Source organism: Alteromonas sp. Cnat3-28 (genome assembly GCF_022348265.1).
Taxonomy (GTDB): domain Bacteria; phylum Pseudomonadota; class Gammaproteobacteria; order Enterobacterales; family Alteromonadaceae; genus Alteromonas; species Alteromonas macleodii.
In genome coordinates this window covers 122,250-137,432 of record NZ_JAKREY010000008.1, presented here as the reverse complement: position 1 = coordinate 137,432, position 15,183 = coordinate 122,250, and the positions used below count along the sequence as shown (strand labels likewise).

The following is a 15,183-nucleotide window of genomic DNA, read 5'->3' as shown; positions in this document are numbered from 1 at the left end:
GTATAGAGATCATGAGTTCTCTCGAAACTTTGCTTCCTCTGGCTTCATCTTTGGCTAACGCGAAAGGATGGGACGATTTTACTCGTACACTGATGCTTGCGGGTAAATCGCTTGTCCCGCTTCCAGCGGAAAAACGTTCGGCTGAAACAGAAGTAGAAGGGTGTGAAAGCCCGGTATGGCTCGCCACTTCTGACGAACAAGGCAGTTTGATGGCTTACTCGCCTAGCAAAGTGATTCGCGGCGTGCTTGCAGTATTGTTAGAAAAAGCAAACGAGTTAACCCCGCAGCAGCGCAGTGAATTCGACTTTGAGAGATATTTGTCTCGCTGTCAGCTGGAACGCTACTTAAGTCAGTCCCGTGGAAACGGGATTAAATCTGTAATAGCTAAATTAAAGAGCATCTAGCCGCTAAACTAGTGGCTGCCGTTATTTGTTTTTTGCTTCAATCCACTGGCTCATGTACTTGCTCGCTGTCAGTGTTTGATGCCACAACAAGCTTTGCATAAATAAACCGTTTCTATGCGTGTTAAGCGACTGTTTTAAACCAATGATTCTTTCAATTAACGGCACTTCTGGCTGTTCGCTTTCAAATGAGCTAAGTATTGATGCCGTTAAGCTACTAGCGCTATCCCACGTAGACTTATCATTGTGAAGTGCCACAGCTTGTCTGACGTAGTCTTGAATAACCGCTGCGTCAGTTGTATTCGCGCTACAAAGCGCACCAGGCCATTGCGCTAGTTGCTTTGGATCATCGATTTCCTGTATATTGCTATTAGCAGTGATTGAACCGGTTGAGGTGATACCTTCTGCGCCTATCCACGTGGTGATACTAGGAGTAGCGCAGCGCATCGCATCAATTAGTTTGCCTTTAATGCCTGCGCCAAATCGTAAAGGAGCAATCAGCACCTTTGCGCTCAACATTATAGACTCCACATTTTCGGCCCAACCTTTTACCAAAAAGCCTTGTTTTTCGTTGTGCAGTTGGGTGGCCTTTTTAGGCGGGTAAGCGCCGTATATGTGCAATTCTGCTTTGGGTAGCGCTTTTCTTATCTCAGGCCATATGCATTGCTTAAGTTGCAGAACCGCGTCCCAATTAGGCGCATGGCGAAAGTTTCCAATATGAACAAAGTGCGCTCTTTCCTCAAAAGGAAGCGTGACGAGGGGCGTTTTTCCTACCACAAGAGGGTGGTATTGGAGCTGCGCTCTAGGTACACCGTAATGTTCCGTCAAAAGCGCCATTTCTCGTTTTGAAATTACTAATGTAAGGTCGCTTCTTAGTATTGCTGCAACTTCTCTTTGCGCCAATTCGCTATTTAACTGAGCAAGGCGAGCATCATTGTCCTGTTTTACCGCTTCGTGCCTAGCCTGACGCAGGCTGTGCAAATCTTCAGTGTTTAAAACTCGAAGTGCATCTGGGCACGCGTCTTTTACTCGCCAAGAAAATTGCTCTTCTGTCATGTAGCGGTCGAATATAACAACGTCAGGCTTTAAATGCGCTATTTGGCTATTAAAAGAACTGCAATTCAGTGCCACAGAATGCACATCAACGCCTAATGCTGTAAGGTCTTCTTTATGGTCGCTATCGGTGGCAGCGGTCAGAAATGTCACATTGAAATCGGCAGATAAGCAACGCTTAATAATAGCTAACATATTTTGGCCCGCGGCCGAAGAATTTGGCTCAGGCCACACATAACCGATAACAACGACATTTAACATGGATGGATTACAACTTTTGCTTTAAGAATTATGCCATCAAGGGCATAGTGAATAGTATGCAAATACTACCATAAATTTGAATTGGTCATTACAAAAGCAAGTGTTCCTTAGAAAAAATAATTCTTATAGGTAATTACCCTAAGTTTTTCTGTGTATTAGAATTATTTGTATGTAAAAAGGGTTAAAAAGCTATAATACAGGCCGTCCAGAGATGCGCTGAATACACGAGGGCAGTGCGTATCAGCGGCGTTGCGTGAATTGTTGATGTTCAGCGTAAAGCAAGATTTTCAAATTGAAAATGAGCCCCGCGGTATCACGGCTTATGAAGGATTCAGGTTAACTTAATGATTAGTAAAGAAATCATACTTTTTTACTAGTTGATACTTATTGACCAACTACATTTTTGTGCCTATACCTTAATGGACACAAGGCGAATGGAGGTGCCTTCAACGCTACATTGACAAAGGCGGCATGAAAGAGAGTGCACGAATGAATTTAGATGAACTAGTTTCGAAAGCGGAAAACCTCTTTGTTTTACCTGATTCGGTAACTCGACTTAAAGCTTGTATGGATGATGAAGCTTCAAGCATTGACGACATCGGCGATATTATTGCTTTCGATCCGTCATTGGCAACGCAATTGCTAAGAGTAGCAAACTCAGCGCTCTATCGTTTTCCTAATAAAATAGACACCGTCACAAGAGCCATCCAGGTAGTGGGGACCCGCTCCACTTATGACTTGGCACTGGCTTATGGCGTAAGCCAAGCATTCAGTGATGTAGACGGTCAACGTATCGATCTCGACAAGTTTTGGGAGCAAAGTGTATCGTGCGGTCTCCTGGCAAAATACTTTGCCGATATGCGCAATATTCGTGAGCCTGAGCGACTCTTTGTTTCGGGGCTGCTTCACAATATAGGCGAGCTGGTAACCGTTTCGGTTTTGCCTGAGTCGGCAACCCGTTGTCAGGCATTCAACACCAGAGTAAGTCCTGCTGAACTTCAATTTGGAGTGCTAGGGTTCACGTATGCGGAATTATCGGCAAGATTAATTGAAAAGTGGGATATTCCAAGCTCTATTTATACGCCAATTGCCAGTATCCACAAAGAAGAGGAGGAGTCTGCTTCTACAGATGAGAAGATTCTACAACTCTCGTATGTGTTGGCACTCGATAACGTTAACCCTGAGATCTACCCGAGTTATCACAACTTAAAGCCAGAATTGCATGAGGCATTGTCGCTTAATCGAGAAGATTTAGAAGACGCGCTAGATATAACCAACCTGCAGTGTATTTCGGTAATTTCCCTGTTTAACCCTAACGCGTTTATGCTGTATTAACGTAACGTTTTTAACGTGCTTTTCGAAATGCCGTAGCGATCAGTCGAAAATCGCTACGGTTTGCCTACTGATGGCAATCACTTCATTATCCTTATCCCAAATCGTCGCTTCAGTATGACCATAACCATCTGCAGCTTGTCTTGTGTGAGCTTTATAAGCAAACCAGTCTGTCGGGCTTACCGGCTTGTGAGGATGGATAAATTCCAAGTTCCAACTTACTGTACTGGCTGGTGCCGGAAGCTTCATCATTTGTAAAAGTGTAGGTGGCCATGCGTCGATCATAGTAATGATATGTGCATCAGTGATGGCTTCGGGGGGCTGCTTGAAGCGCATAAAGCCGTGATAATGGCTGGTTTTTCTGCGCGTAAATGGAATGCCGCCATCTTCAATTGCCAAATCAAAATAGCGTAAGAATTTAGGCGTAACTTTAGGTATTTGCGGGATGAACTTTGCTTTATTCGGCTGAGGCATGTCGTGTGTATCTGTATTCTCAACTTGAATACCTGACTGACGCGCAACACCAAAACAGGCTTGCGAAAAAACACAGCTTTTGCCGTCTTGAATAGCATGAGCAGTGAACTGAGAGACATTTTTCCCTGTTCTAAGTAGCGTTACTTCGATAGAAAAAGGCGCTTCAAGAGATAGGGGACCGACAAAGTTGGTGGTAAAAGAGCGCAGCACACGGTTATCAGTGACTTGCTGCTTTACTGCGGTGTAAAGCATACCGGCAGAAATTCCTCCAAACGCAGTTCGTCCCTGTCCCCACGTCTTAGGGATAACTAGTCCATCAACTTTCCATGTGTTTTCCGAAGTTTGAGATAATTGAGGAATATTGAGCAATTCATCTACTGTCATATTTGCTTGTCTGGTCTGATGAGTTAAGTGTTTGTCATCGTACCTTAAGCGCTATAGAACGAAAAGCCTCAGTTAGAAATTTTCGTTATGTTAACAAATAAGTAACAATTAGTTGTTTATTTTTTTGCCTAATGCATAGACTGGGCTATTGTCACTCAAAAGGACTGTTATGGCCCATACTCACGTTGAAGGTATTCCCGCTGCAGAAGCAGGAGCATCTAGAAGTTACCGGAATTACGTTCTATTCATATTAACCTTGGTGTATGCCTTTAACTTTATAGACAGGCAAATCATTGGGATTTTATCTCCTTTTATCAAAGCCGATTTGGGGTTAGATGACGCCCAACTTGGGTGGCTTAAAGGCATCTACTTTGCGCTACTTTATACCGTGATGGGGATCCCAATTGCATGGCTTGCCGACAGGTACAGCCGCGTTAATATCATTGCGATCTCTCTAACGCTTTGGAGTGGTTTTACCGCTGCATCTGGGTTAGCAGCCAATTACATGCAGCTTGCCATAGCACGTATTGGTGTCGGCATTGGTGAAGCGGGTGGTAGTCCTCCGTCCCACAGTATTATTTCTGACTTATTCCCTAAAGAAAAACGCGCGGGCGCGCTCGCAATATACTCTTTAGGTATTCCTTTTGGCGTCATGCTTGCGTTCTTTGCATCAGCGTTCTTTTTACAGGGCGGCTCTGCCGACTGGCGAACGGTAATGTACAGCGTAGGTATTCCAGGGGTATTACTGGCTATTTTGCTTAAGCTCACGATCAAGGAACCTGCCAGAACGGTCTCTTTACCAAGCGCAGATGATGCGAATAAGCCGAGTGTAAAGTCGTCGCTCAAGATGTTACTGAAAATTCCGACGTGGTGGGGAATGGCACTGGGTATTTCCTTTGGATCATTCGGTAACTATGCCATATCGACATGGGTAATTGATTACTACGTTCGCGCCTTTGCGGGTTTAGATATTACACAGTTGCTAATCGTTTTTGGCATTATCAATGGCACCGCCTATGCGCTCGGTGTATGGCTAGGAGGCTATATTGCTGATAGATGGGGTAAGCACAATAAAAAAGCTTATGCGTTATTGCCCGCTATCGCACTTATTATTGGTGTGCCGGCATTTTATGCATCGTTACAAGTGCAAGATTTGTGGCTATCAGTAGGGCTCATGGCGCTGTTGTTATTCACCAGTGGTTCATACCTAGGCCCAAGTTTTGCGATGGCACAGACACTAGCTCCAATAAACGTAAGAGCCATGTCGACAGCGTTATTCTTCTTCGTATTGAACATCATTGCGCTGGGTGGTGGCCCAACGCTGACGGGTATTATTAGCCAAGCATTGGTGCCATCTTTAGGCGAGACGGAGGCATTGAGACAGGCACTCATCTACCTAGTAGTTCCTTACGCGCTTTCTATTACCGTGTTCTTGTGGACGAGCACGAAGATTGTAAAAGATTGGGAAATGGCAGAAGCCAGAGGCTTATAGTATTATCGAACTTTCATGCTAAGGGGCTGATTTAAAGCCCCTTTGTTGTTTGAGTATAAAGGAGTGTATTGGTGACATCGTCAGAGTTGAGTTTTCATTTTGCCCATGCAAATGGATTTCCGGCAGGTAGTTATAATGCGATGTTTTCAGCGTTACCTGATCACTTTCACCGTCTTCATGTTGAGCGCTTCGGACACGATCCTCAGCTTCCTGTGAATGGTAACTGGCGCAATCAAGTTCAAGAACTCATCAAGCATATAAAAAAAGAGAACAAGGATCCGCGAGGCGTGTATGGTATTGGGCATTCATTTGGTGCTGTAATTACCTACATGGCGGCATGCGAGGCGCCAGAGCTGTTTAGAGGCATTATTTTATTCGATCCGCCACTTGTTGTTGGCCCGTTAAGTTACTTTTTTAAATTCGCGAAACACACGCCGTTAATTAACAAGCTAACGCCAGCAAAACTCGCGCAAACACGCAAGACCAGCTGGCCAAGCAATACTGATATGGTGGCGTACTTTCACAGCAAAGCATTGTTTAGGGACATGGATAAACGATGCGTGCGCGATTATGTAAAATCTGTAACAGCCTTGAAGGGTGACAATATTTCACTCACATTTCGTGCAGAAGTAGAAGCAGATTTGTTTCGCAATGTTCCGCACAATTTGGGTAAATATAAAGGAAAGCTTAAGTGTCCGGCCGTATTGGCGACAGGAAGCAAAAGTAACGTGTGTAAGCCCGAAATGTACTCGCGGCTTCTGAAGCATAATGCTATTGAGCATAGCGTGCTCGATGGTGGCCACATGTTTCCACTAGAACACCCTGAGCAGGTAGCGAGCTTTATTGAGCGTACATTAACGCAGTGGAGTAATGAGGCGAATTAAATATTACGGAGATTGATTTAAGCGTTTTAACGCCAAAATCAATCTCGCCATAACATTAGGATAAATGAGTTAGTCGTGCTTTCTAGGCTTGCTTAGTCCACCCACGGGCTGACCTAACATTTCTCGCGTCACCAGTACCACGCCTTTTTCAGATACGCGGAATCCACGAGCCTTGTCTTGCTCGTGATCGTAACCAATTGTAGTTCCTTCAGGAATGACACAACCTCGATCGATAATCACCTTTTTCAGCTTGCAATGGCGTTTAATTTCCACATCAGGAAGAATAACGGCGTCTTCAATAAGGCCATAGGAATGTACGCGTACATTGGAAAAGCAAATAGATGAACGAAGTGTAGAGCCTGAAATTATACAACCCCCAGAAACTACGGAGTTAATCGCTTCACCACGTCTGTCGTGGTCTTCCCAAACAAATTTTGCTGGTGGAAGTTGTTCTTGGTATGTCCATATGGGCCATTTTCTATCGTATAGGTTCAACTGAGGTACAGGAGCAACCATTTCCATATTGGCTTCCCAAAATGAGTCGATAGTACCTACATCGCGCCAGTAGGCGTTGTCTTCGCCACTTTTCTCAAAAGGATAGGCGTATACAGGGTGGTCGGCGATGATTGATGGAATTATGTCTTTACCGAAGTCTCGTTGCGAGCCCATATTTTCAGCATCAACACGTAATTGCTCGAATAAAAACTCTGTATCAAACACGTAATTGCCCATAGATGCTAAGCAGCGCGTTGGGTCATTAGGAAGTGGAGTCGGGTTAGCTGGCTTCTCTTCAAATCCGTTAATACGATAGTTTTCATCAACCGACATAACGCCAAACGCACCCGCGGCTTCTTCCAAGGGCACCGACATACATGAAACCGTCATTTTGGCACCAGACTCTTTGTGCTTGGCCAACATATCACCGTAGTCCATGCGGTAGATGTGGTCGCCTGAAAGGATCATGACATATTTTGGAAGCTCATCACGAATGATATCTATGTTTTGGAAGACCGCGTCTGCGGTTCCTTCATACCAACTGTCGGAGAAACGTTGAGAAGCGGGTAGGATTTCTACAGATTCGCCAAGTTCTTTTTTGAAATGACCCCAACCGCGAACCAAGTGACGAATAAGAGAATGCGACTTGTATTGGGTAACCACGCCTATTCGACGGATACCTGAATTAACACAATTTGATAGCGGGAAATCGATAATTCTAAATTTACCGCCGAAATAAAGTGCCGGTTTGGCTCGCCAATTAGTGAGCTCGTGTAGTCTAGAACCTTTACCACCCGCGAGGATGAGCGCATATGTATCGCGAGTAAGGTTACTGATGTAACGAGAACTTTGATCTGCCATTTCCTATAAACTCCTGTAATAAAGCGACAACTGTGTATCGATAGAAATATAAAAAGAAAACGAAGTGTTGCGATTGACTGCGCTATGCATGATAGGCCTGATTGAACAGGCTTTCTTGATAACCTAAATCCATATTACACAAGATAATTTAGAATGACAGCGCGATTTTCATGCTTTGTGATGAAATGGTAAATGTTTTTAAAAAATTGTAGGTTGGGGGGCTCTCGCCCTTACAGAGACACCCACCCTAATTCCCTTAATCTCATCCAATGGCATTCAACCGTTGCTCTTACAAAGACACCCACCCTTATCTTTTATTCTTAAGCTGGAATAGGCTTCTTGAATTAAAGTATTAGCATGACACCCATCGCTACTATGAGTTAGTTACTTAGTAAATTTGACGATAAAAAAGTTAGCGAGACACGCAACTCAATTTCATCACGAGCATGCAGAGATGACCTTTGATTAAAGCAAGTCACTGTGTAGACAGCTATTTTTAAACTGTAGAAAGTTAGTCTACACTTTGCTCGATAAGCGAAGTGGTTACTTCACGCATCATAAGGTTTTATTGCTGAGTGTCCTTTCTCGGTAACGCGAAAGAGAAGGCTCATAATAGTTATGTTGAGTATAAATTTGCTTTCAACTGCGTTAAACATGACGGGATGGGTGTCTATCTAACAGTAAAATGAGCAAGAAAGATCTTTAAGTGACAAATGTTAATTAAATGTTATATTTGAAGAGTCAATTCTTTTATGGAGTCTCAGATGGGAGCGTTAAAAAAACTCTTAATGGTCGTAGGTGTTGTTATCGTATTATTTGTCGCAACAAGCTTTTTTATTCCTAAAGATTACAGCGTTGAAAGAACAATTAATATTGATGCTCAGCCATCAGAAATATATCCCTATGTCGTTGATTTGAAAGAGTGGAAGAAATGGGGCGTATGGTTCAAGCGTGATCCTGATATGAAACTTGATTATTCAGGGCCTGATAGGGCTATTGGGATGCGTTCCGAGTGGTTAAGTGAAACCGAGGGAAATGGAGAAATGGAGATTACGCAACTAGAGCATAACAGACGTGTGATGTACCGATTATATTTTCCCGATTTTGACATGGGTTCATCGGGCGTCGTAGAAATTGAGCCCACAGAAAATGGTTCTCTTGTAACCTGGAGAGATGAAGGCTCGGTAGACAATAACCCTATAAACAAATATTTTGCTTTGATGATGGACAGCATGATTGGTCCGGATTTCGAAATGGGCCTAGAAAATCTTAAAATACTCGCTGAAAACGCTGGGTAGGGCATATAACTTTCTGATCTGACTGGATAAGTGCACCGTATATGTTCAATCGAATTGCGGTGCATGCTTACCTTCCATGAAACAAAAAAAATTACTTATTACAGGCCTTTCGCTTAATAAACTAGCCGACCTACTGATCTCTGCTAAAACAACCTTGACCGCACTTCTTATTAGCATCGGCGCACCAGTTTGGATGATAGGCTGGCTGGTTCCAATTAGAGAGTCGGGCGCGCTTCTGCCTCAAGTACTTATTAGCATTTATCTTCGAAAACATACTCAGCGGCACTTGGTTTGGCGTGTCGGTATGCTCACACAAACGCTTTCAGTTTTCTGTATGCTGCTCGCGGTCATTTTATTTTCAGGGGGCTTGGCGGGTACCTTGATACTTATTTCCCTTGTCTTCTTGAGCCTGGGTCGCTCTGCCTGTTCTCTTACCGTGAAAGATATGGAGGCTGACGTAGCTAAGAAAGGAGAGCGGGGTAATCTAATCGGAATTGCATCTACCGTTTCAGGCATGGTGACCCTTGTTATCGCTATACCTTTGGCAATTTACGACGGCTCTCTTTCTTCGAACGTACTGCTGATAGTCTTGTGCGGAAGTCTTTTATCATTTGTTTTGACCCTTATATGTGTATGGCCTGTTAAAACGACGGTAGATGTGGGTGATAAAGAGGAGAAAGCGTTTAGTATTGACTTCGACGCCACGGTTTACAAATTCATTTTGGTAAGAGGGCTTTTCGTTCACTCAGCCTTGGTTGCGCCTTATTTCATGATAGAAAAAAATGGAGATGTAAAAGAGCTGCTTCCTATTTATATAGGAGCCGAAGCAACTGCTGCTCTTCTATCATCAATAATTTGGGGAAAGATTGCAGACAAAAGCGCAAAGTTAACACTTCAAATTTCAGGGTTACTCACAATAATTTCATGCATTGGTTTGCTTACATTGCAAACGACGACGATTGTAACCTCTGCACTGTTGTTTTTCTTGTTATCGGTATCCCATGCTGGCGTAAGAACCGGACGTAAAACATATAGTTTAGATGTTAAAGAAGGCCATGAAAGAACAGAGCTGGTTGGCTTCTCAAACACGGCTATAGGTATGATTTTATTAGCATTCGGTGCACTTTACGCTGCATTAACCCCTGTTTTAACCTTTTCAGTGGTTTATATTATGGCTGGTATGCTGTTACTGGCAATTATCACTACTGTTATCTTACCTGACGAGAAGTAGAATGGTTTAGTCAAAGCATATCGCTGCCGAAGATATTTTGGCCATTCGTTTTCTTTTAGTATTTGCTTGGAACTTCCGCATAGATGAACCGTCTCCTGCCGCGACTGAAAACACGTTTTCGAAATCACTGATAATGTGATGCCAATGATGTTGGCATACACCAAGAGGTTTTACATGTTGAATGGGTCTCGTTTGAGCGGCTATCGAATCGGTGTTGCGCAACAGTTGGATTGACTGGTTAAGAAGATCGCAATAGTCATTCAATGTGAAATCTAAGCCGCGAGTGTTTCTACATCGTTGGTGGCTCTTTAATGGCATTAACCCTTTTATTGTCTTGTTTTGTGAAATACTCGTGTTCAATCTTTTATTAATGCTTGTGTGATATGAGTCTTGTAAGCCCGTTGCGACCTTTGCGCGTATAGGGTTTAAGTCAACATATGCCATACATGAAAGTAGAGCTTTTTCTGTTAGCAATGCTTGTGAACGGAAGCGACCTTCCCAAAATCTGCCAGTACAATCGTCCTCTTCGTTTGCTTTTCTCGCAATATACTCGTTTAAATTTCTCATGAACCAGCTTATGTCGTAGAGCCTTTTTCTATACACATCAGCAGTACTTTTAACTGTCTCATACTCACTTTCGCTCAAGATCTCGCCCTTCATAAACTTTTGAGTAAGTACGGTTCCTTTGTGCATTTTATGCCATTGATGTAACACAGTTTGTAATGACCATGAGAGCGCTGCCTCTTTATTCACGCATAAAACGATATGGACATGGTTACTCATAACAGCGTAAGCACAAATATCTATCGCGAATACCCGGCTCAAAAATAACAGCCGTTGTTCTACCCACGATTTTCGATGCTCGTAACTAACTCTATTGTTTCGGTCGTACCCGCAGAGGTAGCTACGGCGCACGCAGCGAGATATACAATGATAGTAGGGTGTATCTTTTAAACTAATGAGGGATTTTCTGCTTTGAGCCATGTTAGATAAATGCAAGGTAATTAGTCATTGTGTGACCTTAGCATTGTGAATATTCAGTTGTGACCTGACCGATGGACTTGTTTTGTTCTAGAAGAGACACCCAACGTAAGACTTTTCGCTGAAAAGTAATGAATATTTGAAGAGACATCCAATGCAAAGCTAACTTGCTGAGCGTGAAAGAATGTATTTATGAGTTTGTGCCGATAAACTTATAAAGACACCCATTACATAAGCGGTGATTTTAAGTGAAACTTCACAATTAGGGTGGGTGTCTTTCTTAGAGGGAGCGTATTACCGCATCCCCCATCAGTTTTTTATTTCGCTAGAAGCGCATTAGCTGCTTTCGACACGGGAGAGCGGCCTAAAAGTTCTGAAATGTAAGAAGACGCTACTAACAATTTCGCCATGTCAATACCTGTTGATATACCCATACCGTTCAACATATATAGAACGTCTTCAGTTGCAACATTCCCACTTGCACCTTTGGCATACGGGCAGCCTCCAAGTCCTGCAACAGCTGAATCAATGGAAGAGATGCCGTATCCAAGGGCAGTGTATAAATTCACTAGCGCTTGTCCATAAGTATCATGGAAATGGGCGGCAACTTTGCTGACATTAATCTCTTTCAATACGTCATCTAATAGCAATCTTGTAGACATTGGTGTGCCTACGCCGATAGTATCGCCGAGGGATACTTCGTAACACCCCATGTCAATAAGTTCCTTACTCACCTGTGTAACGGCACTAGGTGAAATTTCGCCTTCATAAGGACACCCCATTACGCATGAAACGTAGCCCCTCACTTTGATTTTGTTTTCGCTTGCCAGGTCAAACACTGCCTCGAACCGCTTTAAGCTTTCGCTTATAGAGCAGTTAATGTTCTTTTGTGAAAAGGATTCAGAGGCAGCACCGAATACTGCAACCTCTTTCGCACCCGCTTCAATGGCTGCTTCCAAGCCTTTAAGGTTAGGTGTCAATGCAGAATAATGAATCTTGTCTTCGGGGCTAAGCGCCTTAAAAACCGCATCCGAGTTTGCCATTTGGGGCACCCATTTGGGCGATACAAAGCTTCCTGCTTCGATACGGTTAAGGCCAGTTTTAGAAAGAAGTTGAATAAGTTCAATCTTTTGTTCGGCGCTTAAGGCCTGCTTTTCATTCTGAAGGCCATCTCGAGGACCTACTTCAACAATACTCACTTCTTTAGGAAACATCACATCAAACCTCGGCAGCTTCTTTAGTGGAGAACGCCAACAGTGTTGCGCCACCGTCAACTAGTTCACCGGGATTGAAAAAGAATTCTTCCACTGCACCATCGTGCGGGGCAATGATGCTGTGCTCCATTTTCATCGCTTCCATAACTAGTATAGGCTCCCCTTTTTTGACCAATACACCCTTTTCGACCAAATGCGCCACTATGGTTCCGTTCATCGGGGCACTGAAATTAGCGTCGCCATTATCATCGTTATCATCACCAAGAGATGCTGAGATTAGGGTGAACCTAGCATGGGTGTCTTTGTTGAAGAGTGTAAACACGCCATCATTATCTGAATACGTAAATGTTGATTTGTACCCATTAATTGTTGCATGCAAAGCACTATCTACCAGCTTGCCTGTAACGTCATAGGAATTGTCTCCAACAGTTAGCTCCCAAGCATCTTCAGTTCCGTGCCGCTGGTGTTTGACTCCAACATGCACTTCTTCTTGGTTGCAAAGCAAGGTGAGAGTTTCTGTATGATTTGCGTTAGCGCGCCACGCACCGGCGGTTGACCACACAGATGGGGTTTTATCGCTTCTAGAAACTTTTCTATTTAAAAGTGAAAGCAATGCCATCACAGGAATGTTTACTTGGGTGTCATCGCTAGCTGCAGCATTACTTGTCGCGCTAAACAACGAATCATGGTGTTTCTCCACAAACGTAGTTGTGAGCTCAGCGGCAACGAACGCAGGGTGTGTAGCGACACGCTTTAAGAAGTCGATGTTTGTGCTTACACCGTCAATATAGTAGTCACCCAATGCACTAACTAGGCGTTTGAGCGCTATCTCACGGTTCTCTCCCCAAACCACAAGCTTGGCAATCATAGGGTCGTAAAAAACGCTTACCTCATCACCCTCAACAACACCTGTGTCAACGCGAACTACGTCGTTTTCTTTTGGCGTACGTAAAAGGCACAGCGTGCCGGTAGAAGGCAAAAACTCGTTGTTTGGATCTTCAGCATAAATGCGCGCTTCGAATGCGTGTCCTGTTAAGGTGAGTTCATTTTGTTGTTTGGGAAGGGGCTTTCCTTCGGCAATAGTTAATTGCCAGTGAACCAAGTCCTCACGGGTGATCATTTCTGTCACAGGATGCTCTACTTGCAAGCGTGTATTCATTTCCATGAAGTAAAATGAATCGTCTTCATCAAGTAAAAACTCAACCGTTCCCGCACCTACGTAGTTAATGGCTTTCGCCGCGAGTATCGCCGCTTCACCCATTTTTTCTCTCACTGACTGAGACATGTTGGGGGCAGGGGCTTCTTCAATAATCTTTTGGTGTCGGCGTTGAACTGAACAATCACGTTCAAAAAGGTATACGCCGTTGCCATGAGTGTCACAGAAAACTTGAATTTCAACATGGCGAGGGCGCGTCAGGTACTTTTCAACCAGCATGTGGTCGTCACCAAAGCTCGCCATAGATTCACGTTTGGCTGCGTTTAATGCTTGAGAAAACTCTTTTTCACTCCAAACTTGGCGCATACCTTTACCGCCACCGCCAGCAGCGGCTTTTAATAGGACTGGGTAGCCCATATCATCGGCAGCGCCTTTCAATACCGCTTCACTTTGATCGTCGCCGTGATAGCCTGGGACTAAAGGAACACCTGCTTTTTCCATAATGTGTTTAGCGGCTGATTTAGAGCCCATCGCTTCAATTGCAGATGCTGGTGGGCCTACAAAGATAATATTGTTTTTGGCGCATAGATTCGCAAACTCAGCATTTTCTGAGAGAAAGCCGTAGCCTGGGTGGATAGCGTCTACACTAAGCTCCTTTGCTTTTTCAATTATCAACTCGCCTCGTAAATAACTTTCCTTCGACGGAGATGGCCCTAGATAAACAGCTTCATCAGCCATTTGTACATGAAGGGCATTTTTGTCGGCGTCAGAGTAAACGGCTACCGTCTTTATACCTTGAGTGTTGGCTGTCTTTATAACGCGGCATGCAATTTCACCACGGTTTGCAATTAGTAATTTATTTATCATTCTTAACCTCCACCCATGAAGCACTGCGCTTTTCTAAAAAGGCTGACAGACCTTCTTGACCTTCTTCAGATGTCCTAACTTGTGCGATAAGTTTGCTCGTCTTTGTGAGAAGCGCATCGTTAATCTCTTGCGTAGACACCCATTGCACTAAGTCTTTTGCTTTCGCCACTGCTTGGGGGCCGTTTTTCAGTATGTTTGATAAAATATTGTCGATAGTGCTATCGAGTTCGTCTTCTGTTACTGATTCGCTCAAAAGTCCAAGTCGTCTCGCTCTGCGCGCAGAAAATACTTCAGCGGTCTGGAAGTAGCGTCGGCATACTCGTGCGCCCATTGCTTCAACAACGTAAGGGCTGATAGTTGCTGGAATAAGGCCAATTTTAACTTCACTTAAGCAAAATTTACTGAGCTTGCTTCCAATAGCAATATCGCAACATGCAATTAAACCAACAGCACCGCCAAAAGCTGCGCCTTGTACTCTTGCTATCGTGGGCTTCGGCATTTTATAAAGCGTCTGCAGCATGGTTGCTAATGCAAGTGCATCACTTTCATTTTGCGCTTCGGTATAACTGGCCATTTTTTTCATCCAGTTAAGATCGGCCCCTGCACTGAAACTTTTGCCTTCCGCTCGTAAAATTAGCGCGCGAACGTTTGCGTCTTCCCCCGCTTTTTTAAAAACGCGAGTAAGCTCGTTTATCATTTCGTCGTCAAAGGCATTATGTTTTTCAGCTCTGTTTAAAGTAACAGTGGCAATGTTTCTTTCATCTACGCTGTAAATCACTGATTGTTCCATTACCTGCAC

13 protein-coding genes are annotated in these 15,183 nt (G+C 43.8%); 6 read left to right on the top strand and 7 right to left on the bottom strand.

From position 1 onward, the window contains the following. The first annotated feature begins 11 nt into the window (after window positions 1-11). On the top strand, window positions 12-404 hold the full coding sequence (locus tag MHM87_RS10350) for a SufE family protein (protein ID WP_239258943.1): 393 nt from the start codon (window positions 12-14) through the stop codon (window positions 402-404). 21 nt (window positions 405-425) lie between these two features. On the opposite strand, the gene MHM87_RS10345 is transcribed toward MHM87_RS10350, so the two are convergent. Next, window positions 426-1,715, bottom strand: a complete 1,290-nt coding sequence (locus MHM87_RS10345; protein ID WP_239258941.1) for a glycosyltransferase — start codon at window positions 1,713-1,715, stop codon at window positions 426-428. A gap of 489 nt (window positions 1,716-2,204) precedes the next feature. Here MHM87_RS10345 and MHM87_RS10340 point away from each other — a divergent pair, with 489 nt between their 5' ends. Next, window positions 2,205-3,050 carry an HDOD domain-containing protein gene (locus tag MHM87_RS10340; RefSeq protein ID WP_014976262.1) on the top strand — a complete coding sequence of 282 codons (846 nt, stop codon included), beginning with the start codon at window positions 2,205-2,207 and terminating at the stop codon, window positions 3,048-3,050. 39 nt (window positions 3,051-3,089) lie between these two features. Here the strand turns inward: MHM87_RS10340 and MHM87_RS10335 are convergent, their stop codons facing one another. Further along, a complete protein-coding gene (locus MHM87_RS10335) occupies window positions 3,090-3,905 on the bottom strand; it encodes a thioesterase family protein (protein ID WP_039229981.1) in 816 nt (271 codons plus the stop codon). A gap of 169 nt (window positions 3,906-4,074) precedes the next feature. Between MHM87_RS10335 and MHM87_RS10330 the strand changes: the two genes are divergently transcribed. After that, entirely contained in the window at window positions 4,075-5,397 is a 1,323-nt protein-coding gene (locus MHM87_RS10330) for an MFS transporter (protein ID WP_239258939.1), read from the top strand. A gap of 71 nt (window positions 5,398-5,468) precedes the next feature. Continuing rightward, entirely contained in the window at window positions 5,469-6,281 is an 813-nt protein-coding gene (locus tag MHM87_RS10325) for an alpha/beta hydrolase (protein ID WP_239258937.1), read from the top strand. Window positions 6,282-6,350: 69 nt separating this feature from the next. Here the strand turns inward: MHM87_RS10325 and glgC are convergent, their stop codons facing one another. Then, entirely contained in the window at window positions 6,351-7,637 is a 1,287-nt protein-coding gene (gene glgC / locus MHM87_RS10320) for a glucose-1-phosphate adenylyltransferase (protein WP_239258935.1), read from the bottom strand. Window positions 7,638-8,401: 764 nt separating this feature from the next. Between glgC and MHM87_RS10315 the strand changes: the two genes are divergently transcribed. Together MHM87_RS10315 and MHM87_RS10310 are read left to right on the top strand one after the other, a co-directional pair. Beyond that, window positions 8,402-8,935 (top strand): SRPBCC family protein, encoded by a 534-nt coding sequence (locus MHM87_RS10315; protein WP_014976267.1) that lies wholly within the window; start codon window positions 8,402-8,404, stop codon window positions 8,933-8,935. Window positions 8,936-9,011: 76 nt separating this feature from the next. Continuing rightward, window positions 9,012-10,166 carry an MFS transporter gene (locus tag MHM87_RS10310; protein WP_239258933.1) on the top strand — a complete coding sequence of 385 codons (1,155 nt, stop codon included), beginning with the start codon at window positions 9,012-9,014 and terminating at the stop codon, window positions 10,164-10,166. A 6-nt stretch (window positions 10,167-10,172) separates the two neighbouring features. Here MHM87_RS10310 and MHM87_RS10305 read toward each other — a convergent pair whose 3' ends face one another. The 4 genes from MHM87_RS10305 to MHM87_RS10290 form a co-directional block, all read right to left on the bottom strand. Beyond that, window positions 10,173-10,859 (bottom strand): hypothetical protein, encoded by a 687-nt coding sequence (locus tag MHM87_RS10305; protein ID WP_231514273.1) that lies wholly within the window; start codon window positions 10,857-10,859, stop codon window positions 10,173-10,175. Between the two features lie 605 nt (window positions 10,860-11,464). After that, window positions 11,465-12,361, bottom strand: a complete 897-nt coding sequence (locus MHM87_RS10300; protein WP_275443503.1) for a hydroxymethylglutaryl-CoA lyase — start codon at window positions 12,359-12,361, stop codon at window positions 11,465-11,467. Between the two features lie 4 nt (window positions 12,362-12,365). Then, on the bottom strand, window positions 12,366-14,384 hold the full coding sequence (locus tag MHM87_RS10295; protein WP_239258929.1) for an acetyl/propionyl/methylcrotonyl-CoA carboxylase subunit alpha: 2,019 nt from the start codon (window positions 14,382-14,384) through the stop codon (window positions 12,366-12,368). Next, window positions 14,374-15,174 (bottom strand): enoyl-CoA hydratase/isomerase family protein, encoded by an 801-nt coding sequence (locus MHM87_RS10290; protein WP_239258927.1) that lies wholly within the window; start codon window positions 15,172-15,174, stop codon window positions 14,374-14,376. The genes MHM87_RS10295 and MHM87_RS10290 overlap by 11 nt, the downstream gene beginning before the upstream one ends. Between the last annotated feature and the right edge of the window lie 9 nt (window positions 15,175-15,183).